Raw genomic sequence first — 22,986 nt, 5'->3', positions numbered from 1 at the left:
TAGACGGCTATGTAATTGAATTCTTTAATATCTTCACCACTTAGCAAAATGATTTTCACACCACCCTATTTCATTATTGAAATTAATTTTCTTATCTTTATAAATTACATATCCACTTAAATATCCTACAATTTGTTTTAACTTATATTTAAATACTTTTATATTATCAGGCTTTATATCACTAATTATAGGCTTAAATTTTAAATTTATTTCATCATCTCTAGTTGATTTTATATCTATAGTTCCATCGTTGTTGTAATTAAAATCAACATCACTATCAAATTTATATATCTTATCATCAATCTTTAACGCATTTTCATTTATACCTGTATAATCAGTGTACTTTGTTCCTAAGTTTATAGATATATGTTCATGCTTTCCATTTGTAAAGTAACTAGTTAACCATTCTCTATCACACTGTCGTTTTAAAACACCTCTACCGTAATCTATAAAACATCTTGAATCACTTAAATCATACTGCTGATTTCCTATTCTTAATATACCTTTAGTTATTAAGTTCATATGCTTTGATGTGTAATGAAAATGTTCTACATCCCATGGAATAAGTACATTTAATGATTCATAATCTAAGTATATAGTTGAGGTAATATCAAAATTATCTATTTTTAGATCCAGATTTAAGTAACCTGAACTTCTTAATATATTTATAAATTTACGTTTCCCTTTGTAATGTGCATATGAGTTTATTTTATCATCAATCACAATATATTTAATTATAGGATGTCTATATATTTTACTTATTTTTATATCATCTTTTAAATTGTAAAAGTCTGCATGTATAATTGAACAATGTCCTAAATCTGATATTACAAAGTTAAATATAAAATCTTTACCTATCCAAACATATTGATTCCATTTCTTTTTCTTTAGAAAGCTTTGATTTATAGAACAATCTTTAAATGGTATATCATTCCATCCAATAGCATACTCATTTAAAAATCCATTATTATCACATATAGATTTATTATCTCTTACTCGCCTCATGCCATTCCCCCTTTATATAAATATAGTTATTAAGTTAGTATATTATTCTTTTTAAAAAAAGTTACACTTTAAATAAAATTTATCTTAGTTCAGTCAATTTATATGGCTATATGCAAAAAAGAGGCTCCTTAAAAAGTTAGTATATTATCATACTAACTTTTTAAGGCCTCTTTTTATTATGCGTTTTTATAAATATACAACGCTTCTACTCTAGCACAATAAATTTCCTTCTTATCATATCCTATATATTTTGCATATTTTTCAATTTTTTCTTTTTCAATTTCAATATCGCAGCCATGATTTTGTTCTATATTTTCTACATATTTATTCATTAAATATTCTTTATATTTTTCTACATCATAACCTAAAAACTTAGTTAATCTTTCTATTTCACTATTAAAATCTCCATCTTCTTTTATAAAAAACTCATATATGTCTTTTCTATATGGGTTTAGAGCAATTATCTGTTTTATAACATAGCTTTCATTAGTTTTATCTATGAATCCATCCTTATAATTATTAAATAGTGCATTTGCCTTTATTATATTTTCTTCTTCTATATAACTAGATACTATGTCTACCCCATTATCTAAAAGGGCATCAATTACTGCATAATGTACTTTAAAGCAATCTTCAAATAAATTATCTGCTAATATATTTATTAACTTTTTATCTTCCATTGATTTTTGTGCCAAGCTTATTTTTTTATTTTTATTTTGTATTAAATAATCTTTTGATAAGTTTTTAGATTTTTTAGAGTATGTTAGATATTTTAGGCAATAGTTCTTTTTGAAAAGGTTAGTGTCAATAGTTATAATTTCATAGTTAACAACTATTTCTACGCCTTTTTTTATGCAATTATCTATATACTCTTCATAGAGTTTTACTCCAATTTCATTTATATCTTTTGATGTGTAATTTTTAGACAATTCTTTTTTCAATTTGCATTTATACTCAGTTGCTTGATTTAAAAATTCTTTTCTAATAGAATTATATCTTACTTTTTCTTCAGTAAATTTTATCAAAGCTCCATTTATATCAAATTCTTCCACCAAATATATCCCCCCTAATATTTCAATTAAAAACAAAGATTATATATACTTTGATAAAGTGCACTCTTTTTCCTTCTTAATATTAAAAAAAGATGTCTCAAAAACTTTTTTTGAGGCATCTTTTTATTATTATTACTTAACAGCTTCTATTGCTTTTTCATAGTTAGGTTCATTTGTTATTTCTTCTAAGTACTCTGTATATACTACTTTATTGTCTTCATCTACAACTATAACAGCTCTTGATACAAGACCTAATTCTTTTATATATAAGCCATAAGCTTTAGAGAATTCTCTATCCTTATAATCTGATACAGTCACAACATTTTCAATTCCTGCATTTCCGCACCATCTAGCTTGTGCAAATGGTAAATCCATTGATATAGTAAATACTTTAACATCATTTAATTTTGCAGCTTCTTGGTTAAACTTTCTAACCTCTATATCACATACTGCAGTATCTATTGATGGAACTGCTACTAATATTCTTTTTCCCTTTGTTTCGCTAAACTTTATAGGACTTAAATCATTTCCTACTACTGTAAAATCAGGTGCTACATCTCCTACTTTAACTTGATTCCCTTCTAATGTTAATGGTGCTCCACTAAATGTAACTTTCATATATATATCCTCCTAATTATCTTTCAATTTTATTTTTGTCTTTAATTCAAATATTATGCAAAATAAAAGAGCATAATTTCTTATACTCTTTTATACCCGCTCAAATTGTTATTAAACAATAATGCTTATAGTTAATTTTTTATTTATATATACTTAGATATATTTGCATTTTCGTCTATAATTCCTTCAATTATAGGCGTTTTGCTAACCATTATAGTAGTAACTCCAGGACCATGACCAAGCGTTACACAATCACTATGGACAATTACACCTATGCTAACTGCTCCTTTTAAATATCCCCTTCCATATGTATTATCGCAGTCTTCTAGTAAAACTAAATCTCCAAATTTCAACTTATCAAGTCCAAGTCTTTTTATTTCATCAAAGTCAGCAGTCATTATATCATAATCTCCAGTATAAGCACTACTTGAACCTATTCCTGATCCCATTAAGTATGGTGGCACTTTTGCAACAACTGGAACTTGTATTTTACCATCTTTTTCTATTATTCCTAGCTTTTCAAATAAGTTTGGATCTATACTCATTATATGTATATCATCAAACCCTTCTAATTTTAAACCTTGACCATATGCTTTGACCATAATTTTATCATCTATAGCTAAGTTTTCCAAAGTTTCTTCATCAAAATCTACAAGTACATGTTCTATTCCACCATGCATACCTGTAACATATCCTTTTGCACCTTTAGCTTCTCCACTTACAACCTTAGCCTCATTTCCTATACATGCAAACGTCATAAGTGCATTGCTCTCTCTTACATCTTCATTTCTAATAGATACTCCTGGTTCAACATGATCTCCTGCTAAACCATAAACACAATCCCCTATCTTTACATTGTATGAAATTCCTCCTGTAGAAGGCAATATAACAGGTTTTCCTTCATGAGTTACTCTATAGCTTAAAGCTAGTGGATGATGTATTTTTCCTTGAACTGACCATTTTACAACTTTATCTTTATTTGTTTTTAACATAAAATCCCCCTATATTTTTAATAATATTAAAGAAAATTAAAAATTCTCTAATAATATATTATTAGAGAATTTTTTAATTTATGTTAATTATGATGTTTAGCTTCAATTCTTGTATTTATTTTTCTTCCAACTAAGAATGATATAATTGTTAATGCTGTTACAAATATAATTCTCATAGGACTATGTATAAATCCTACTAAATCATTGCCTATATAACTTGCAATTAAAAACATTAATATTCTACCACTTATCATAGCCGGTACAAAACTTTCGCTACTCTTATTTGAAACCCCACAAGCTATAGTAACCAAGCATCCAGGTATAAACGGACAAGAATACGCAATAAACAATGTAGCAAATCCCTGATGTTTTACCCAGTTTATAGCCCTGTCAACTTTATTATTTTCTATTCTTTCAAATATTTTTATGTGACTAAATTTATTTGATAATAAAAATAGTAAATATGTACCTGTACAAGATCCTAATACCGAGCCTAAAAGTCCAAATACCCATCCCATCATAACACTATTTGCAACTACTATCCCCATCAGTGGCAATGCCGGAATAAAACTTTCTAAAAAACTTGCAAATGTCCCTATTATAAAAACTAAAATAAAGTTATCTCTAGCTAATGTAAATAATGTCTCTATATGTTCCATACTCTATTCTCCTTAAATCTATAAGCAAATTCTATTTATTGTCTGCCTTTAATTTAATACTATTTTACTCCTATTATTTTTTTATATCAATATTTATTACTTAATTGTAATGTAAATATAACAAAAATGACAACTCTTATGAGTTGTCATTTTTTACTCGATATACTATATGTATATATTTCGCTTTCACCGAATTTATTACCTTCTATAGAATATGCTAACTTGTTGTTATCACTTATTGCTATATACGGTATTCCTTTTATCATAGGTATGCTGCCTAGTTTATATACATCTACGTTCTCACTATACATACCTAGTTCATATACATCTATAGTACTTTCATTATTACCCGTATAATATACAGTTACTAGTTTGCTTTTATCTTTACTTAAATACATTTCATCTAAATGTACTCCATTTATTATTTTTTTAGACTTATGCTCCGTATCATATATATATACATCTTTCTTGTCTGCATTAGTTCCTTCAATTAATAAATGTGTATCATCTATAACATCAAAGTCAGATATAAATTTTATATCATCAATTTTAGATACTGAATTGTTTTTCAAATCATATATATCAATTTTATTTTTATTTACATTGAGCATATAAAGTTTTGTTCCATCTTGGGAAAATAAAATTTTATTTACATAATCACTTTTTTTAAGTTCATAAGTTTTAACAATTTTTTCTTCATTTATGTCATATGAAAATAATTCGCCATTTTTATAACCATAAAAACCACTGCTATCTGGTACCCAGCCTAATAAATCAAAATAATAAGGTAATGTAATATAACTGTCGTCTTTTAAATTATATAACACACTCTTTAAGTCTTTATATTTATCATTCTTTTCATGTTCAGCTGTATTATATGCTAGTATTTCCTTTGATGGAGACATACTCTCCAAATTATACATAGTAAAAACACCATCATTTAAGGTTTTTGCATTTAAAATACTTTCATCATCAGGATTTATTTCATATATGTTTATTCCAGATTTATTGTTATCTGTATAATTACTTATAGCTAGCAAGTTATCCTCATTGAATTCTAAATCTAGAATATAGTCATCTATAGGTATAACAGAGTCTAATTTTATACTTTCATCTTTATTTTTATAGTTACTTTCATTGTAATCATAAGTTTTTCCATCTAATTTTACATTTTTGCTATATTCTTTATTCTCATATACACTTACATATACAATAAGCGAAAGTATCCCTACAATAAAAAGTAAAAGTATTATGTTCTTTATATCTTGCTTTATATTCTTTAGCATTATATAGTTCTCCTTAACTTATTGTAGGAAGTTTTATAGAAACCGCAGTTCCTTTATTAACCTCGCTTTTAATGTCGATTTTCCCATTATAACTATCAACTATTGATTTGACAATAGCAAGTCCTAATCCAGTACTTCCTAATTCTCTAGTTTCACTTTTAGATACTCTATAAAAAGGAGATAATATATTTTCAAGTTCCTTTTCTTCAATACCTTCTCCTGAATCTATAACTGATATATTTGCAAATTTACCTTCTATATGCGCGTTAACAAATATCTCTGAATTAACTTTTCCATATTTAATAGCATTATCAAGTAAATTTATTATAATTTCTTTAATTTTATCTTCATTTGCAATTATTTTTATATTTTTTCCAACATTGATGTTTATACTCATATTATATTTTTTAGCTTTATGAGTCATGTCTTCACACATACTTACTATTATTTTAGATAAATCTATTTTTTTCAATTCATAATCAAAATTTTTATTACTATTTTTAGATATATCAAGTAATTGTACAATCATTCTATTTAATCTATTAGCCTCAGATATGATTCTATTTATTCCTTTATTAAAAAACTCTTCATCCGTAAATTGGTTGTCTTTTATAATCTCACTATATCCAATTATAGTTGTCATAGGAGTTTTAAGTTCATGAGTTACATTATCAAAAAATTTCTTTTGTTTTTCTGATAACTCCCTTAAATTATCTCGATCTTCTTCTATAGTTTTTATCTGAGTATTTATTGTCTCAATCATATTATTAAAATCAGATGCAAGCATTCCTAACTCATCACTAGAACTTATATCTATATTTACATCAAAATTACCATCTGTAACTTCTTTAGTTTTATTTGCTAAATTTTTTATTGGAGATGTTATTTGCTTTGATATAATATATGCAATAATCATACTTACCGCAAAAATCATCACAGAAAAAATCAATGTTTTATTTATAAATAATTTAGTTTTATTAAATAAAGGTGTATAATCATTTGCAAATCTTATCATCCCTATAAGTTTATCTTCTCTAAAAATAGGATATGATACATATACTAAAGCCTTATCGTCTTTATACTCAATTGTATATGATAGTTCTCCATTTAATGCATTTTCCATATCTTTTGTTCTTTTTAATTGTTTATATTTTTCTGTTCTTGGATATAGTAGTCCTCCCATATCATTATAAATATAAACCGTTTTATCCAATCTATAAGTCAAATCTCTTGAAATTGCACTACTTTTTGACGCAAATGAAATTTTATTAAATTCCATTTTATTAAATCTAAAATATTGATGTAAATATAAATTAATACTTTTAGTTGTATCTTTAATTTCATTATCAATTAAATATTCTACTACATTATTAAGTACTGAGTTGCTATAAATAACTATAGAAAATATAACAAAAAAGATTATAACCAAGAAAAACAACATTATTTTGTTGGTTATTGAGTTTTTCATATTTATACTTTTTGTCCAGATAACTTATATCCTGCTCCAATTACAGTTTCTATACAATTGTAATCGCCTAGTTTTTTTCTAAGCCTTTGTATATGAGTATCTACAGTTCTGCTTTCACATTCAAAGTCTATCCCCCATATATTATCTAGTAATTGCGCCCTATTTAGTACTGTGTTTATGTTCTCCACAAAATATAAAAGAAGTTCGTATTCTTTACTTGTTAAATGAATAATTTCATTATCTAATCTAACTTTCATTTCTTTTTTGTTTATTTCTAACCCATTTGCTAATTTAACAACTTCTATATCTGATTTAATATTGTCTTCTAATAAGCTTATTCTTCTAAATATAGACTTAACTCTAGCAACTACTTCTCTTATGTTAAATGGCTTCGTTATATAATCATCCGCGCCTAATTCTAAGCCTAAAACTTTATCTATAGTATCTGACTTCGCAGTCAACATTATTATAGGTATTGAGAAATTAGTTGTTACATTTTTACATATATCAAGACCATTCATATCTGGGAGCATTAAATCTAATATAATTAAGTTTGGCCTGAAACTCGATACAAATTCAATAGCAGATTTTCCAGTATCTGCAATTTTAGTTTCATAGCCTTCTTTTCTTAGAGAATAAGATAGTATATCCGATATATTTTCTTCATCTTCAACTATTAATATCTTCTTCATATCTACATCCTTCTTTCGTTTATAAAGAATCTATATTTTTTCCTTCTATAAATATTTGGTGCCATAAACAGAATACAAATATTGTCCAAACTTTTCTTGAGTTATCTTTACTTCCTTTTATATGTTCATCTAATAAACCTATAGCATACTCTTTATTTATAAAATCATCCGTTTTTGATTCAGTTATTATATTTCTTACATATTTACCTAAATCATCTTTTAACCATACTCTTATAGGTGTTGGGAATCCTAGTTTTTTCTTTTCTACCATATGTTGAGGTACTACATCTTTAAATGCTTCTCTTAGTAAAACTTTTGTATTCTTATTGCTTATTTTTTGATCTAATCTTAAATGTCTAGCAACTTCAAATACTTCTTTATCTAAAAATGGTACTCTAAGTTCTATAGATGATGCCATTGACATTTTATCACCTTTTAATAAAATATCTCCTTCTAACCATGTATTTATATCTATATCTTGCATAGTTGTTACATAGTCATAACTTTTTCTTTTGCAATCTCTATATAAATCTCTAACTACTTTACTATATGTGTTATTATCATCATACTTATTTATTATACTCTTTACTTCATTATTTTCAAATATTTTAGCATTTCCTATATATCTTTTTTCTAAAGGTGTAGTTGCTCTAACTAAGTAGTTTTTACCTCTTAGTTCTGGCATTTTTGTAAATATTTTATTTAAAGTTTGATTTAAACCTTTAGATAATCCTAAAAATGGCTTAACAGCTTCATATTCTTTGTATATATTGTAACCTGCAAAGAACTCATCAGCTCCTTCTCCAGATAATACTACAGTTACATGTTTTCTAGCCTCTTTTGATAAGAAGTATATTCCAACGCATGATGGATCTGCTAATGGATCATCTAAACTGTAGATTACTTTAGGAAGTGCTTTTATATAATCTTCTTGAGTTACTCTTATTTGTATGTTTTCAATTCCCAATGCATCTGCACTTTTCTTTGCAACACTTAATTCATTGTATCCGTCTACTTCAAATCCTACAGAGAAAGATTTTATTTTAGGATTTATTTTTGATGCTAATGCAGCAATTATAGTTGAGTCTATTCCACCTGATAAAAATGTTCCAACTTCAACATTAGATATCATATGATGCTTTACAGAATCGTCTAGTATATTGTATATATCTTCTTTTGTAACTTCTTTTTCATTTGAAAATCTAGGTTCAAAATATTTTTCAAATCTTATTTCATTATTTTCAATTGTAAAGCAAGTCCCATTAGGTACTTTTTTGATTCCTTCCATCATAGTATTGTATCTTGGAACATATTGGAATGATAAATAATTTTGTAAACTTTTATCATCTACATTTTTTTCATTTACTATTGGCATTAAAGCTTTATATTCTGATGAAAATGCTATATATTCATCATTTTCAGTATAGTATAATGGCTTTATCCCAAAATGGTCTCTAGCTCCAAATATAGTATCTGTATTCTCATCATAAATTACAAATGCAAACATTCCTCTAAAATCTTTAACAGCTGATTTTCCATATTCTAAATAAGAAGTAAGTAGTACTTCTGTATCTGATCCTGTTTTAAACTCATGGCCTTTAGCTATAAGTTCATCTCTTAAAGCTTCATGATTATAGATTTCCCCGTTAAATATTATTGTACTCTCTTTTTTGCTAAATGGTTGATGTCCATGAGATAAATCAATTATACTAAGTCTTTTAAATCCAAATCCTACATTGTCTTTCACAAATAATCCTGTGTCATCAGGTCCTCTATGATTAATTTTTTCAGTTAATTCGCTTAATAAAGCCTCATCAACATTTCCTTTTTTACTATATAAAAAAACGTGTCCACACATAAAATTTCTCCTTCTGTCATAAATACAAATTATTCCTATTTTTTCCTTCATATTCTATATATTTCGTCACATATATTTATATATTTTATCATTACCATGTGACAAATTGATTACGTATATGTAACAAATCTGTTACATGCCGCTAGTTCACAATAAAAAAAACTAGAGAAAAAATCTCTAGTTTTAATTTCTTAATTGTGTTTTATATATTATAAACTCAATTATTCTGCTATTGTTACGTTAGCAGCTTGAGGTCCTCTTGCTCCTTCAACTATTTCAAAGTTAACTGCTTGACCTTCTTCTAATGATTTGAATCCATCTCTTTGTATAGCTGAGAAATGTACGAATACGTCATCTCCACCTTCTACTGATATAAATCCAAATCCTTTTTCATTATTAAACCATTTAACTGTTCCATTCATCATTTTGGAATCCTCCTAAAACCTTGTAAAAAAATTTAACATTTACTAATGTTACCTTAATTTTAACATAATTGTAATTACTTTACAATATGTTTATTATCAACTTGGAAAACTTATTCACAGTCTTCAAATTGACTATTATATAAAGATGCATAGAATCCATCAGCTTTTAATAATTCTTCATGGCTTCCTTGCTCAATTATATCTCCATCTTTCATAACTAGTATTAAATCTGCATCTTTTATAGTTGATAATCTATGAGCTATTATAAAGCTTGTTCTACCTTCCATAAGATTTTCCATAGCTTTTTGTATTAAAACTTCTGTACGAGTATCAACTGAACTAGTAGCTTCATCTAATATAAGTATTTTAGGATCTGCTAAAATCGCACGAGCTATAGTTAAAAGTTGCTTTTGACCTTGAGATACGTTACTGGCTTCTTCATTTAATTCCATGCTATATCCTGCTGGAAGAGTTTTTACAAAGTGATGCACATGAGCTGCTTTAGATGCCTCTATAACCTCTTCATCAGTAGCATTAAGCTTAGAGTATCTTATGTTTTCCATTATACTACCATTAAATAGCCATGTGTCTTGTAAAACCATTCCAAATAAGCTACGTAAGTCAGCTCTGTTAAAATCATTTATATTTTTACCATCTATCAGTATAGCACCTTTATTTACATCATAAAAACGCATTAATAATTTTACAACTGTAGTTTTACCAGCACCAGTAGGCCCAACTATAGCTACTTTTTGTCCTGCTTTTATATTTGTTGTAAAGTCATTTATTATTATTTTATCTTCAGAATATCCAAAGTTAACATGATCAAAAGAAACATCCCCTTTGATATTTTCAACGCTAACTGGATGGTCACTTACTTGGATTTCTTCTTCTTCATCTAAAAATTCAAATGCTCTTTCTGCTGCTGCTGCCATAGATTGCATTATATTTGCAACTTGTGCAGTTTGAGCTATTGGCTGGTTAAAACTTCTTACATATTGTATAAATGAAAGTATATCCCCAACTTGGATAGTTTTCTTTATAGTAAAGTATCCACCTAATATAGATACTAAAACATAACCTAAGTTACCTATAAACGTCATCATCGGCATCATCATTCCAGATAGGAATTGAGATTTCCATGCAGATTCATATAACTTATCATTTAACTCATTAAACTCTGCTATAGCTGCATCTTCTCTATTGAATGCTTTAACTATATTGTGTCCACCATAAGTTTCTTCAACTTGACCATTGACATGACCTAAATATTTTTGTTGAGCTTTAAAGTGGCTTTGTGAGTTCTTAACAATAAAACCTATTATTATCATAGATATAGGTAATATTAATAATGAAGCTATAGTCATTTGCCAACTTATAGATAACATCATTATAAGAACCCCTATTACAGTTGTAACAGCTGTAATAATTTGAGTCATAATTTGATTTAAGTTTTGACTTAACGTATCTATATCATTTGTAATTCTTGATAGTACTTCACCATGTGTTCTTTTATCAAAATACTTAAGTGGCATACGATTTATTTTTTCTGAAATTTCTTTTCTCAGTTTATATGAAACCTTTTGAGATATTCCAGAAACTATAAATGATTGAACAAATGAGAATAACGCACTTATTACATATAGTCCTAATAAAATTAAAAGAACTTTGCCTATATAATTAAAATCTATCCCAGCATTTCCTTGATTACTAACTTTTCTAATCAGTCCTTCAAATATCTCAGTAGTAGCTTTACCTAATACCTTAGGTCCTACTATAGAGAATGCAGAACTCCCTATTGCAAATATAACTACTATAAATATAGATATTCTGTAAGGTTTTAAATAATTGAAAAGATTTTTCATTGTACCTTTAAAATCTTTTGCTTTTTCTGTTCCTCTCATTCCTCCCATAGGTCCGCCCATTTTAGGAGTATTTTGCTTTTTATTACTCATGGTCAAGTTCCTCCTTTGAAAGTTGTGATTGGGCAATTTCTTTGTACACTTCACAATCTTTAAGAAGTTCTCCGTGTGTTCCAATTCCTACAATACTACCTTGGTCAAGTACTATTATTTGATCAGCATTTAATATCGTACTTATTCTTTGAGCTACTATAAGTACTGTAGAATCTCCAGTTTCTTCTTTTAGTGATTTTCTAAGTGCTGCATCTGTTTTTAAGTCTAGGGCAGAGAAACTATCGTCAAATATATATATTTCCGGATTTTTAGCTATTGCTCTAGCTATTGAAAGTCTTTGCTTCTGACCTCCTGAAACATTTGTACCACCTTGTGAAATTTCACTTTCAAACTTATCAGATTTAGTTTCTATAAACTCTAAAGCTTGTGCTATCTCCGCCGCTTTTCTAACTTCTTCATCCGTAGCACTTTGGTTACCATATCTTAAGTTAGAGTCTATGTCGCCTGAGAATAAAACTCCTTTTTGAGGTACATATCCAATTCTATCTCTTAAATTATGTTGACTAGCATCTTTTACATCTATACCATCTACTAATATTTCACCTTCTGTTACATCATAGAAACGAGGTATTAAGTTTATAAGAGTTGATTTTCCTGATCCTGTACTTCCTATAAACGCCGTAGTTTGGCCTGGTTTTGCAGTAAATGTTATATTTCTTAAAACATCTTCTTCTGCATTAGGATATCTGAAACTTACATTCTTAAACTCAACTATCCCCTTTTTATTTTCATCAAATTCTTTAGTATTTTTCTTATCTTTTATATTTACATCTTTGCTTATAACTTCATCTATACGATCCATAGAAACTATAGCACGTGGTAATATCATAGATACCATTGATATCATTAAGAATGCCATTATGATTTGCATAGTATATTGTATAAATGCCATCATATCTCCAACTTGCATATTTCCTGAATCAACACGATGAGCACCATTCCATACTATTAGTATAGTAATTAAGTTCATTATTAGAGTCATAGTTGGCATCATCATAGACATAGTTCTATTGACAAATAAATTAGTTTTCATTAAATCAGTGTTTGCATTATCAAATCTTTTTTCTTCATGCTTTTCAGTACCAAATGCTCTTATTACTAACATTCCTGTAAGCATTTCACGAGTTACTAAGTTTACCTTATCAACAAGCTTTTGAACAGATTTAAACTTAGGCATAACTAATGCAAATAAAACTAATACTACAGATATTATTGCAAGAACTGCAACACCTATTATCCAAGCCATAGAAGTATCAGTTCCTAATACTTTTATAACTCCACCTAAAGCAAGTATAGGTGCATAAAATACAATTCTAAGTAACATTACCATTAGCATTTGTACTTGTTGTATATCATTTGTACTACGAGTTATTAAAGATGCAGTCGAGAATTCATCCATTTCTTTATTAGAGAATGAAATTACTTTATGGAATACATCTTTTCTTAAGTTTCTACCAAGCTTTGCTGCAACTTTAGCACCTAAGTATCCAACTGCAACTGTAGCTAGCATACTTATTAAGGCTACTCCTAACATTATCGCACCAGTTTTGAATATGTAGTTAGTTTGAAGTTTATCTACATTTATTCCCATTGCTTTGTATTCATCTTTTACATATCCTATAGCACCTTGAGTTACCATACTTTCTGGCATTTTATCAACTTTTTCATCAAATTTAGATTCTATTTGCTTTAAAGAATCTTTAGGCATAGACTTAAAAGTAGCCATTATATCCATATTAGGGTTAACCGGAACTCCCGGTGGTGTCATTTGTTTTACAATTTGAGTCTTGTTTTTTTCTATACCAGATACTATCATAATAGATTTTGACATTATAGGGTTTAACTTATCTATTACTTCTTTATCATTTGTATTAAGCTTATATACTTTTTCATCAATCTTAATATCTTTAAACTCACCCTTATCAAGTAAGTCATAATGTTTCATTACTTCACTTTTGTCTTTGTCACTCATAAAGATAGTAAGATTATTTAGTTCGCTCTCTCTTATAACTTCTGGAACTGCATTTTCAATACCATTTTGTTGGATACCAATATTTACTATATTAGATGTATAATCAGGTAATGATAAATCACATATAGCTTGAATCGTTAACAGTCCAACTATAAGTACTACAGAACCGACTGAGTTTCTTAAATGTTTAATTAACTTAATCATTTTGCTACTTCTCCCTTTTAGATTTTAATAGTTATGTTTTAATAATTATTATATTTTTATAATTATTATAAGTCAATAACTTTTTTAAATTGTATAAAATTTTATTTTAGTTTATAATAGTAATATAATTACAGGTTAAAGGAGATTTTATATGGATAAAAAAGATTTAACTAAAACATCTGATGCATTATTTAGCTTGTTAATTCAACTGAATAATAAAGTATTTAATCAAGATAAAATGGTTAAATGCTCACCTCTTCCTCCATCACATGTTAAGGTTATATTTTATTTACTTAATAACGGATCTTCATCTATATCAGATATAGCTTCTAACTTAGAAATATCTAAGCCAAATATGACGCCTATTATAGATAAACTTTTAAGAGACGACCTAGTTCAAAGAACTGAAGATCCTAATGACAGAAGAATTGTCAGAATAGCGTTAACACAAAAAGCTTTAGACATATCAGCTGAACATAAAAGAAGGCTAAAGGAGTCTCTTTTCACTAAATTGTCAACGCTTTCAAATGATGATTTAATCCAAATGCAAGATTTAGTTTCTCAGCTTACTAATATAATAATTAAGCTAGATTAAATAAAAAAGAACTCTGGGGAGTTCTTTTTTATTTAACTTTTTCAGGTAAAATTATAACAAATTCGCTACCTTTTCCAACTTCACTTTTAACATATATAGTTCCACTGTGTAGATCTATAATTTGTTTAGTAATTGTTAATCCTAAACCACTTCCTCCTTTGACTTCTGAATTAGCATCTACAACTTGGTTAAATCTATTAAATATAGATTCATGGAATTTTTTTTCAATACCAATTCCACTATCCTTTACACTTATCATTACTTTATCGTTTAAATCTTTTATTTTTATTTCTATCTTTCCACCTCTTGGTGTAAATTTAACTGCATTTCCAATTAAATTAACTATACATCTTTCAATTTCATACTTATCACATTCTATTATTTTCTCTTCAATTTCAGGGTCTATTATAAACTCAATACCCTTATTTTCTATGAAATCCCTTAATCCTAAAACTGTTTCTTCAACAATATAAACTATATCATTATTTTGTAATTGAACTATATACTGTCCATTTTGTAATTTTGTACTATCTATTATATTGTTAATAAGATTTAAAAGCCGTTTTGAATTTTTATCTATAACATCCATGTAATGACTTATTTTTTCCTTACTTATTCCTTGTTGCTTTTTATTAAGTTCACTTATAAGTTGCCTTGTACTATTTATTACATTTAAAGGAGTTCTTAATTCATGAGATAAATTTACAAAATAATTGTTTTTATTTTTTTCTAATACAATAACTTTATTCAAAAGATTATTATTTTTTTCCATTTCATTTTTTAGTTGATAAGTTCTTTTTTCTACAAGTCTATCTAATTTTTTCATTCTATTTATACTCATATAAATTATTATTATTATTATTACCGCATATATAGCTAAAGCTATATTACTTATCCAACAAGGTTTTCTTATTATAAAGTCAACACTACTTTGCTCACTAAAATTTCCATTGTCATTCCTAGCAACTACTTTTAATTTATAATTTCCAGGGTCTAAATCACTAAATACAATAGTGTTATCATAAGTTATATTCCACTCGCTATTTTTTCTAGAATATAGGTTTAATGGATTATTTCTATGTTCTAGTTTGTAATAATATTGAGTCTTTTTTACATCTTTATACGAAGTTAAAAAAAATCTTATACTTATATTATTCTCATAACTAGCAAATTTTTTCCCATTTATATCTTTGTAATTTTTCCCATTTATATTAAATTCATCAAATTCTACATTTCCAACAAAGTTTGATTTTTTTATATCTTCAGGATAAAAAACATTTAATCCATTTATTCCACCAAAGAAAAACTCTCCATTTTTATTTTCATAAGATGCGTTACTGTTGAACTCATTACTTTGCAATCCATCAGCAACTCCTAATGTCTGGAATTTATCACTTTTTATATCTAATTTAGCTATTCCTAAGTTAGTGCTAACCCACGGATTATTTTTTTTATCAAACAAAATTCCATACACAGTATTATTGGGTAGCCCCTCTTTAGTTGTATAAACTTTAAAAGTTTTATCCTTAGGATTGAATTTATTTAACCCATATCTAGTTCCTATCCAAATATTACCATATGAATCTTCTTTTATATCTTTTATACTATTACTACTTATACTGCCACCTTTACTATTGTCTACTTTATAAACTTCATGTTCATGTGTATCTAAATTTAACCTTATAAGTCCTCCTTGTAAAAAAAGGCCTATATAAATGTACCCATTTTCATCTTCATATATGGAAGATACATATGTATCATTTTCATTAATTTTTTTCATTACGTAAGTATAATCTTTAATAGTATTATCATTCGTATTCAATACGCTAATCCCATCAACTGTTCCTATCCATAAATATCCATGTTTATCTAAAAATAATTCTTTAATATTATTATTTGCAATATTGTCTTCTTTAAAATATTTTTCAACTTTTTCTGTTTTTTTATTTAATACATTTAAACCATTGTCAGTTGCTATATATATATAATCTTCTTTTCCAGTTATATCATTTATAGAGTAATCACTTAAAATAAAATCATTGTGTTCTTTATCTATTCTTCTAACTATATTTTTTTCTCTATCTATTATATTAATTCCCTTTGAGTTTGTTCCTACCCATAAAAGATCTTCATTATCTTCATATATACCTTGTATCAAATTGTTATTTATAGAATTTTCATCGGATGGATTAGTTTTATAGTGTTGGATTTCATTGTCTGGATCAAACATACTTATTCCTGCATATGTTCCGGTCCATATTAATCCGCTTTTATCTTCAATTATGCTAATTACATCATTATCTATAAGACTAGTTTTATCATATATTTTATTTGTATATGTGGTAAAATTATTAACTTTAAAATTATATTTAGCTAGGCCTTGGTTCGTGCAAATCCATAGATTGCCTCTACTATCCTTCATAATATCATTTACACGATTTCCTGGTAATGAATTTTTATTGTCTGAATTATTGCTATATCTAGTAATTTCGTCATTTGATACATTAATTTTAATTAATCCTGAACTGCTCGTACCTAACCATATGTTTCCTTTTTCATAATAAACTTTATTTATACTACTTTCACTTACAGAGTTTTTACCTTTATTTTGGTAAAGCTCCAATCTATTTTTTAGATTTGCATCGTATTTATCTAATCCTTTGTCAGTTCCTATCCATATATTTCCTTTTTCATCCTCAGTTAATGAGTTTATAATTTGATTTGTTAACTGATTTTCACTACTTAACACTCTTTTAAATTTATCATTTTCTTTATCATATAAATTTAATCCATTTGACGTTGCAACTATAATGCGATTATCTTTAGTTACTAAAACATCTCGGATATTATAATGTGATAAATTACCATTATCATTTCTATCTAAATAATTATTTATATTTCCATTTTTTAAATTTATTTTACTTAATCCATTTGCTGTTCCTACCCATATATTTCCACTATCATCTTCTGTAACATCTATAATAAAGTTGTTGCTTATGCTGTTTTTGTATTTATCATTATATGAGTATACTTTAAAATCATATCCATTATATCTATTGAGTCCATCATTAGTTCCTATCCACATGTATCCAGTTTTATCTTGATATAAAGTGTTTACAGAGGATTGAGAAAGTCCATCCTCAATGGTTATATTTTTAAAGCTCATATCATTGTATGCATATGCTAAATCTAGATTAATACCACAAAATATCATTATTAGAACAAATATAGTAAATTTTTTTATCAATTTATTTTTTTTCATATCAGTCCTCCATTCAATCTGTTCCATTTTTTCGCATAAGCACTATTATACTATATTTCGATTTTTATAACCATATTTGTACAATTATCAACACTTGTTTTACAACTAAAAAAAGCTATCTCTTTTATAAGATAGCCTTTTTATCAAAAATTATTATTCTATTATTATAGCACTTACAGGACATCCATCTTGAGCCTCTACCGCACTATCTTCTAATTCACTTTTTAATTCGTCTTTTATAGCTATTGCCAGTCCATCATCATCCATATCAAATACTTCTGGGCATATACCTGTACATGCTCCACACCCTATACATATATCTTTATCTACAAATGCTTTCATTTTAATGTCCTCCAAATTTTTTAATATTAATTTGCTAGCATTTATTATTTACCCAAACAAATTTTTATTTAAACATATATTCTGATTTTTTTTAAAAATAAAATTTTTCTCAATAAATAAAATATATACATTTTTTCGAACCAAAATTAATTGTGTTTCATAATATATTTTAGTACATTATGTACAAATGTGCTTTCAAGGAGGTAATTATGAGTAAAAAAATATTTATAGATCCAGGCCATGGTGGTATTGATAGTGGTGCTGTAGGTATTAACAATTTACTTGAAAAAAATATAAATTTATCAGTAGCTAAAAAAGTTGAATCATTGTTAAAAAAGCAAAATCTTGAGGTAAAACTTAGTAGAACTGATGATTCTACACTTTCTTTAGATGGAAGAACTTCTGCTGCTAATAAGTGGAATGCCGATTGCTATGTTTCAATACATTGTAATTCATTTAATAATTCAGCTAGTGGTGTTGAAACTTTTAGCTATACTGATAAAACTAAAGATCTAGCTAATTGTATACATGAAGAAATACTAAAGACTAACGCTTATACTAAAAATAGAGGTGTAAAAACTGCAAACTTCTATGTTTTAAGAAAAAGTAGTATGAGATCTTGTTTAATTGAACTTGCTTTCATAGATAATGAACTTGATGCTAAGCTACTAAGAGAAGATCAAGATAAATTTGCACTTGCAGTTGCTAAAGGAATATGTAAGTATGTAGGCGTAGAATTTAAAACTGAAAATCCTACCCCAAATACAAAACCTACTAATCCTACAGTAGAAGATTCTAATGTCTTTTATAGAGTTGTTTGTGGTTCATTTAATAATAGGGTTTATGCAGAAGAGATAATTGAAAGTTTGAAGGCCCATGGATATACAGATATTTTTATAGATGTCTTTAATAAGAAATAAAAATAAGGGTATCTTTTATAGATACCCTTTCCTATTTTATAAACTCTATATCAATAGGCATTTTTATAACTATTTCTTTTTTATCATTCCAAGTTTTATAATCTTTTATAATATCACCCTTTATTTCTCTATATACAGGTCTTACTTTTACATAACCTTCATTATATTTATTTTCAATATCTTTATTATTTATATTTATACCTTTAAATATATTAGTTTTTATTTCATAATTTATAGCATCTTGTTCGTCTTTGTTTAAATTAACATTATAAATTGTCTCATAATTTAAATTTGTACTTAACTCTTGATAGCTTCCTTTTATTATTTTATCTTCTGTTTTTTGAAAGTATAAATCATAATAATTAAGTGCTTTTGCACTTCCTGTAAATACATATATGATAGTTATAGCTAAAGCAAATATTTTTATTATTTTTCGCACAATTTCACCTCTATAATTTCAATATTTAATGTTATTGTGCTTCTTTTTTATATTAATTATTTATTTTTTTTGACTATTTTAGAGTTATCATCTAAAATTTTGATTACTAGAAAATCAGCAATTTCTAAAATAATTAATATAAAAAATAATTTTTGATTATTTATAAGTGTTAATATGTACAGTATAGGCGTTGTTATTATAGTAAATATACCTAATTTAGTTAAACTTTCAGACTTCTTATCTTTATATGAAGTTAAAAGTTTATCAAACAATTCATCTATATCTATGTTTTTTGCAATTATTACTAAGTTTATAATCCTATCTATTATAACTACTATCCAAAAAAATTTATTCGCATAATCATACATTAAAGTATAAGCAGGTATATATAAAACCTCTCTCCATAAAATTAATCTCAATAAAATTTCCTCAACTTTGTTGCTCATCATATTATGCTCCTTTTTGATTTTCATAGTTTATATTATATTACAACTATATATACTAATTCAAATTTATTTACCTTTAATTAATACTTTTGAATTATGTTTAAATTAGTGTTATACTATAAATCTAATTTAAACATAATATATAAAAAAGGAGTAAAAAATGAATAAACCTCAAGATATTAATTTAGATTCTAATCTAGTTAAAGCCTTACAAATTCAAGGTATAAACAATTTAAATAAAATTCAATCTCTAGTTTATGAGGATATAAAAAATCATACAGATTTAATAATCCAATCAGAAACTGGAAGTGGAAAAACATTAGCTTATTTACTTCCTCTATTTGAAAAAATAGATACTTCAAAGAGAGAAACTCAAGTTATAGTTTTAGCTCCAACTCATGAGTTAGTTATGCAAATAATAGACCAAGTTAAGTTACTTGCTGCAAACTCAACTATAGATGTAACTACACTTCCTTTAATAGGAGAAGTTAATATTCAAAAGCAAATTAAAAATATAAAAAGTACAAAACCTCATATAGTAGTTGGTACTACAGGTAGAATTCTTGACTTAATAAAACAAAAGAAATTAAAAGTTCATAATGTAAAGACCATAGTTTTAGATGAAGTGGATAGTCTTCTTTCATCAAAAAATGTAAACACAGTTAAGGATATAATAAAATGCACACTTAGAGATAGACAATTATTAGCATTTTCTGCTAGTGCAAATGATAAGTGCATAAAAATATTAAGTGAAATAATGAAAGAACCTAAGATAATAAAAACTGAGCCTAAAGTAAGTGCTAATAAAAATATAAATCATATGTATTTATCTTGTGATAAAAGAGATAAATTCAAATATCTTAGAAAGTCTTTAGCTGCTCTTAATCCAAAAAAATCTATAGTATTTGTAAATGACGAAGAAAGCATAGAGATAATAAACGATAAGCTAAACTTCCATAACAGAAATTCTGTATGTATATACGGTAGCATGAGTAAAGAAGATAGAAAAAATGCTTTATACAAATTCAGAGCAGGAAAAGCTAAAGTGTTAGTTTCTTCTGATTTATCAGCTAGAGGACTTGATATTAAAGATGTAACCCATGTCTTTAACTTAGATTTCCCTGTTAGTAACAATGAATATATACATAGAAGTGGTAGAACTGGTAGAGGAAACAATACAGGTGATACAGTTTCTATAGTTACTAACAATGAATTAGCTGCTATACGTATTTTATCAAAAGAATTTAATCTAAATATAGCACATAAAGATTTATATGAAGGAAAATTAATAGACTATAAAAAATAAACCCTCATTTCTGAGGGTTTTTTTATTTATTTTTTTTCATGTATTGATATGCTTTTAAAGTTCCCATTTTTGAGTGATCAAATGTTAATCCACCTTGGAAATAAACATTATATGGAGGCTTTATAGGTGCATCTGCACTTAATTCTATAGATGACCCTTGAATAAATGCTCCTGCAGCCATTATAACTTCACTATCATACCCTGGCATTGCCCACGGCTCTGGTTTAACAAAGGAATCAACCGGAGCTGCTGCTTGAACACCTTGACAGAAAGCTACAACCTCATCTGCACTATTTAATCTTACACATTGTATGATATCACTTCTTAGGTCATCATACTTTGGTAAAACATCATAACCTAATTTTTCAAACATTCTAGAACAAAATATAGCTCCCATTAAAGCTTGTGAAACTACATATGGAGCCATAAAGAACCCTTGTAAAACAGTTCTACTCGTACCAAATGTAAGTCCACACTCTTTTCCTATACCAGGAGATGTAAGTCTATATGATATAAGTTCTACTAATTCTTTTTTACCAACTATATATCCTCCAGTTAAAGCAAGTCCTCCACCTGGATTTTTTATAAGTGATCCTGCCATTATATCTGCACCTACATCTGTAGGTTCTTTCGTCTCTATAAATTCACCATAGCAATTATCTACCATTACTATAACTTCTGGTTTAACACTTTTTACAGTTTCTATAACTTCTTTTATATCTTCTATAGTTAAAGATTTTCTCCATGAATATCCTTTTGATCTTTGGATCATAACAAGTTTTGTTTTATCATTAATCTTTTCTTTTATTCCTTCAAGGTCAACTTCTCCATTTTCTAAAAAGTCTACTTGATTATATGTAACTCCAAATTCCTTTAAAGATCCTTTTTCTTCTCTAATACCAATTACACCCTCTAGTGTATCGTATGGTTTTCCAGTTACAGATAATATTTCATCTCCTGGTCTTACTATACCTTGTACGCAAAGTGTTAATGCATGAGTTCCGTTAACAATAATAGGTCTTACTATAGCATCTTCTGTATTGAAAACTTTTGAATATATTTCTTCAATTTTTTCACGACCTATATCGTTATATCCGTATCCAGTCGTCCAGTTAAAGTGATTATCACTTAAATTAGACTCTTGCATAGCTTTTAAAACTTTATATTGATTATATTCTCTTGTTTCTTTTATTTCTTCAAATCTACTTTTAATATCTTCCATAACTTCATTTGATAAGTTGAATATTTCATCGTCTAAACCATAGAAGTTTTTTAATAATTCTTTTGTTTCATTAAGCATTTTATCACCTGTCTTTATTAAGATTAAATTAACATCTGAATTTTATCATATATACTATATTATCGCAAGTTTACCAATTTTTCCTTATTAGAGCTTACTTTGTTTTAAATTAGATTTATTTTAAAATCCAAGCAGTCCATTGCGTAAAATAAGACCTATATAATAGGCC

20 protein-coding genes are annotated in these 22,986 nt (G+C 26.9%); 3 read left to right on the top strand and 17 right to left on the bottom strand.

Going from position 1 to position 22,986, the window contains the following annotated elements; genetic code table 11:
• Positions 1 to 33 precede the first annotated feature (33 nt).
• From ACN6I1_RS05510 to ACN6I1_RS05455, 12 genes are all read right to left on the bottom strand, one after another.
• Positions 34 to 1,005, bottom strand: a complete 972-nt coding sequence (locus ACN6I1_RS05510; protein ID WP_419743023.1) for a DUF2804 family protein — start codon at positions 1,003 to 1,005, stop codon at positions 34 to 36.
• Positions 1,006 to 1,181: 176 nt separating this feature from the next.
• Positions 1,182 to 2,057: a kinase gene (locus ACN6I1_RS05505; protein ID WP_419743022.1), complete on the bottom strand. Its 876-nt coding sequence runs from the start codon at positions 2,055 to 2,057 to the stop codon at positions 1,182 to 1,184.
• Positions 2,058 to 2,189: 132 nt separating this feature from the next.
• Positions 2,190 to 2,675 carry a thiol peroxidase gene (gene tpx / locus ACN6I1_RS05500; RefSeq protein ID WP_419743021.1) on the bottom strand — a complete coding sequence of 162 codons (486 nt, stop codon included), beginning with the start codon at positions 2,673 to 2,675 and terminating at the stop codon, positions 2,190 to 2,192.
• 143 nt (positions 2,676 to 2,818) lie between these two features.
• Positions 2,819 to 3,667 carry a DUF4438 domain-containing protein gene (locus ACN6I1_RS05495; RefSeq protein WP_419743020.1) on the bottom strand — a complete coding sequence of 283 codons (849 nt, stop codon included), beginning with the start codon at positions 3,665 to 3,667 and terminating at the stop codon, positions 2,819 to 2,821.
• A gap of 83 nt (positions 3,668 to 3,750) precedes the next feature.
• Positions 3,751 to 4,326 carry a TVP38/TMEM64 family protein gene (locus ACN6I1_RS05490; RefSeq protein ID WP_053830909.1) on the bottom strand — a complete coding sequence of 192 codons (576 nt, stop codon included), beginning with the start codon at positions 4,324 to 4,326 and terminating at the stop codon, positions 3,751 to 3,753.
• 146 nt (positions 4,327 to 4,472) lie between these two features.
• Positions 4,473 to 5,612 (bottom strand): hypothetical protein, encoded by a 1,140-nt coding sequence (locus tag ACN6I1_RS05485; protein ID WP_419743019.1) that lies wholly within the window; start codon positions 5,610 to 5,612, stop codon positions 4,473 to 4,475.
• 13 nt (positions 5,613 to 5,625) lie between these two features.
• Complete coding sequence (locus ACN6I1_RS05480; RefSeq protein ID WP_419743018.1) at positions 5,626 to 7,080, bottom strand: ATP-binding protein; 1,455 nt, start codon at positions 7,078 to 7,080, stop codon at positions 5,626 to 5,628.
• 2 nt (positions 7,081 to 7,082) lie between these two features.
• The gene (locus ACN6I1_RS05475; protein WP_419743017.1) at positions 7,083 to 7,772 is read right to left on the bottom strand and encodes a response regulator transcription factor; all 690 of its coding nucleotides are present in this window, start codon (positions 7,770 to 7,772) and stop codon (positions 7,083 to 7,085) included.
• 19 nt (positions 7,773 to 7,791) lie between these two features.
• Positions 7,792 to 9,630, bottom strand: coding sequence for an asparagine synthase (glutamine-hydrolyzing) (gene asnB / locus ACN6I1_RS05470; protein WP_419743016.1), 1,839 nt, complete (start codon positions 9,628 to 9,630; stop codon positions 7,792 to 7,794).
• Between the two features lie 221 nt (positions 9,631 to 9,851).
• A complete protein-coding gene (gene cspD, locus ACN6I1_RS05465; protein ID WP_021429181.1) occupies positions 9,852 to 10,055 on the bottom strand; it encodes a cold-shock protein CspD in 204 nt (67 codons plus the stop codon).
• Positions 10,056 to 10,165: 110 nt separating this feature from the next.
• Entirely contained in the window at positions 10,166 to 12,010 is a 1,845-nt protein-coding gene (locus ACN6I1_RS05460) for an ABC transporter ATP-binding protein (protein ID WP_220796874.1), read from the bottom strand.
• Entirely contained in the window at positions 12,003 to 14,207 is a 2,205-nt protein-coding gene (locus tag ACN6I1_RS05455; protein WP_220796873.1) for an ABC transporter ATP-binding protein, read from the bottom strand. Before ACN6I1_RS05455 ends, ACN6I1_RS05460 begins: the two co-directional genes overlap by 8 nt.
• A gap of 151 nt (positions 14,208 to 14,358) precedes the next feature.
• On the opposite strand from ACN6I1_RS05455, the gene ACN6I1_RS05450 reads away from it, so the two are divergent.
• Positions 14,359 to 14,802, top strand: coding sequence for a MarR family winged helix-turn-helix transcriptional regulator (locus ACN6I1_RS05450; RefSeq protein WP_220796872.1), 444 nt, complete (start codon positions 14,359 to 14,361; stop codon positions 14,800 to 14,802).
• Between the two features lie 28 nt (positions 14,803 to 14,830).
• Here the strand turns inward: ACN6I1_RS05450 and ACN6I1_RS05445 are convergent, their stop codons facing one another.
• Positions 14,831 to 18,064, bottom strand: a complete 3,234-nt coding sequence (locus ACN6I1_RS05445) for a ligand-binding sensor domain-containing protein (protein ID WP_419743015.1) — start codon at positions 18,062 to 18,064, stop codon at positions 14,831 to 14,833.
• A 153-nt stretch (positions 18,065 to 18,217) separates the two neighbouring features.
• Positions 18,218 to 18,406, bottom strand: coding sequence for a ferredoxin (locus ACN6I1_RS05440; protein WP_021432614.1), 189 nt, complete (start codon positions 18,404 to 18,406; stop codon positions 18,218 to 18,220).
• A 209-nt stretch (positions 18,407 to 18,615) separates the two neighbouring features.
• Between ACN6I1_RS05440 and ACN6I1_RS05435 the strand changes: the two genes are divergently transcribed.
• On the top strand, positions 18,616 to 19,326 hold the full coding sequence (locus tag ACN6I1_RS05435; protein WP_419743014.1) for an N-acetylmuramoyl-L-alanine amidase: 711 nt from the start codon (positions 18,616 to 18,618) through the stop codon (positions 19,324 to 19,326).
• Between the two features lie 31 nt (positions 19,327 to 19,357).
• Here the strand turns inward: ACN6I1_RS05435 and ACN6I1_RS05430 are convergent, their stop codons facing one another.
• Together ACN6I1_RS05430 and ACN6I1_RS05425 are read right to left on the bottom strand one after the other, a co-directional pair.
• The gene (locus tag ACN6I1_RS05430) at positions 19,358 to 19,765 is read right to left on the bottom strand and encodes a hypothetical protein (protein ID WP_419743013.1); all 408 of its coding nucleotides are present in this window, start codon (positions 19,763 to 19,765) and stop codon (positions 19,358 to 19,360) included.
• A 56-nt stretch (positions 19,766 to 19,821) separates the two neighbouring features.
• Positions 19,822 to 20,211, bottom strand: a complete 390-nt coding sequence (locus tag ACN6I1_RS05425; protein ID WP_419743012.1) for a hypothetical protein — start codon at positions 20,209 to 20,211, stop codon at positions 19,822 to 19,824.
• Positions 20,212 to 20,371: 160 nt separating this feature from the next.
• On the opposite strand from ACN6I1_RS05425, the gene ACN6I1_RS05420 reads away from it, so the two are divergent.
• Positions 20,372 to 21,517: a DEAD/DEAH box helicase gene (locus ACN6I1_RS05420; RefSeq protein WP_419743011.1), complete on the top strand. Its 1,146-nt coding sequence runs from the start codon at positions 20,372 to 20,374 to the stop codon at positions 21,515 to 21,517.
• 22 nt (positions 21,518 to 21,539) lie between these two features.
• Here the strand turns inward: ACN6I1_RS05420 and ACN6I1_RS05415 are convergent, their stop codons facing one another.
• Positions 21,540 to 22,817, bottom strand: coding sequence for an aminotransferase class I/II-fold pyridoxal phosphate-dependent enzyme (locus ACN6I1_RS05415; RefSeq protein WP_021429101.1), 1,278 nt, complete (start codon positions 22,815 to 22,817; stop codon positions 21,540 to 21,542).
• Between the last annotated feature and the right edge of the window lie 169 nt (positions 22,818 to 22,986).

The sequence above is a fragment of the Paraclostridium dentum genome (assembly GCF_048568265.1).
GTDB classification, from domain to species: Bacteria; Bacillota; Clostridia; order Peptostreptococcales; family Peptostreptococcaceae; genus Paraclostridium; species Paraclostridium dentum.
Note: the sequence above shows the minus strand (reverse complement) of the source record. Positions and strands in the feature narration are given on the sequence as shown.

Coding starts and splice junctions, on each gene's coding strand:
- ACN6I1_RS05510 (WP_419743023.1), bottom strand. CDS start 1,005: ATGAGGCGAGTAAGAGATAATAAATCTATATGTGATAATAATGGATTT.
- tpx (WP_419743021.1), bottom strand. CDS start 2,675: ATGAAAGTTACATTTAGTGGAGCACCATTAACATTAGAAGGGAATCAA.
- ACN6I1_RS05495 (WP_419743020.1), bottom strand. CDS start 3,667: ATGTTAAAAACAAATAAAGATAAAGTTGTAAAATGGTCAGTTCAAGGA.
- ACN6I1_RS05490 (WP_053830909.1), bottom strand. CDS start 4,326: ATGGAACATATAGAGACATTATTTACATTAGCTAGAGATAACTTTATT.
- ACN6I1_RS05485 (WP_419743019.1), bottom strand. CDS start 5,612: ATGCTAAAGAATATAAAGCAAGATATAAAGAACATAATACTTTTACTT.
- ACN6I1_RS05480 (WP_419743018.1), bottom strand. CDS start 7,080: ATGAAAAACTCAATAACCAACAAAATAATGTTGTTTTTCTTGGTTATA.
- ACN6I1_RS05475 (WP_419743017.1), bottom strand. CDS start 7,772: ATGAAGAAGATATTAATAGTTGAAGATGAAGAAAATATATCGGATATA.
- asnB (WP_419743016.1), bottom strand. CDS start 9,630: ATGTGTGGACACGTTTTTTTATATAGTAAAAAAGGAAATGTTGATGAG.
- cspD (WP_021429181.1), bottom strand. CDS start 10,055: ATGATGAATGGAACAGTTAAATGGTTTAATAATGAAAAAGGATTTGGA.
- ACN6I1_RS05460 (WP_220796874.1), bottom strand. CDS start 12,010: ATGAGTAATAAAAAGCAAAATACTCCTAAAATGGGCGGACCTATGGGA.
- ACN6I1_RS05455 (WP_220796873.1), bottom strand. CDS start 14,207: ATGATTAAGTTAATTAAACATTTAAGAAACTCAGTCGGTTCTGTAGTA.
- ACN6I1_RS05450 (WP_220796872.1), top strand. CDS start 14,359: ATGGATAAAAAAGATTTAACTAAAACATCTGATGCATTATTTAGCTTG.
- ACN6I1_RS05445 (WP_419743015.1), bottom strand. CDS start 18,064: ATGAAAAAAAATAAATTGATAAAAAAATTTACTATATTTGTTCTAATA.
- ACN6I1_RS05440 (WP_021432614.1), bottom strand. CDS start 18,406: ATGAAAGCATTTGTAGATAAAGATATATGTATAGGGTGTGGAGCATGT.
- ACN6I1_RS05435 (WP_419743014.1), top strand. CDS start 18,616: ATGAGTAAAAAAATATTTATAGATCCAGGCCATGGTGGTATTGATAGT.
- ACN6I1_RS05425 (WP_419743012.1), bottom strand. CDS start 20,211: ATGAGCAACAAAGTTGAGGAAATTTTATTGAGATTAATTTTATGGAGA.
- ACN6I1_RS05420 (WP_419743011.1), top strand. CDS start 20,372: ATGAATAAACCTCAAGATATTAATTTAGATTCTAATCTAGTTAAAGCC.
- ACN6I1_RS05415 (WP_021429101.1), bottom strand. CDS start 22,817: ATGCTTAATGAAACAAAAGAATTATTAAAAAACTTCTATGGTTTAGAC.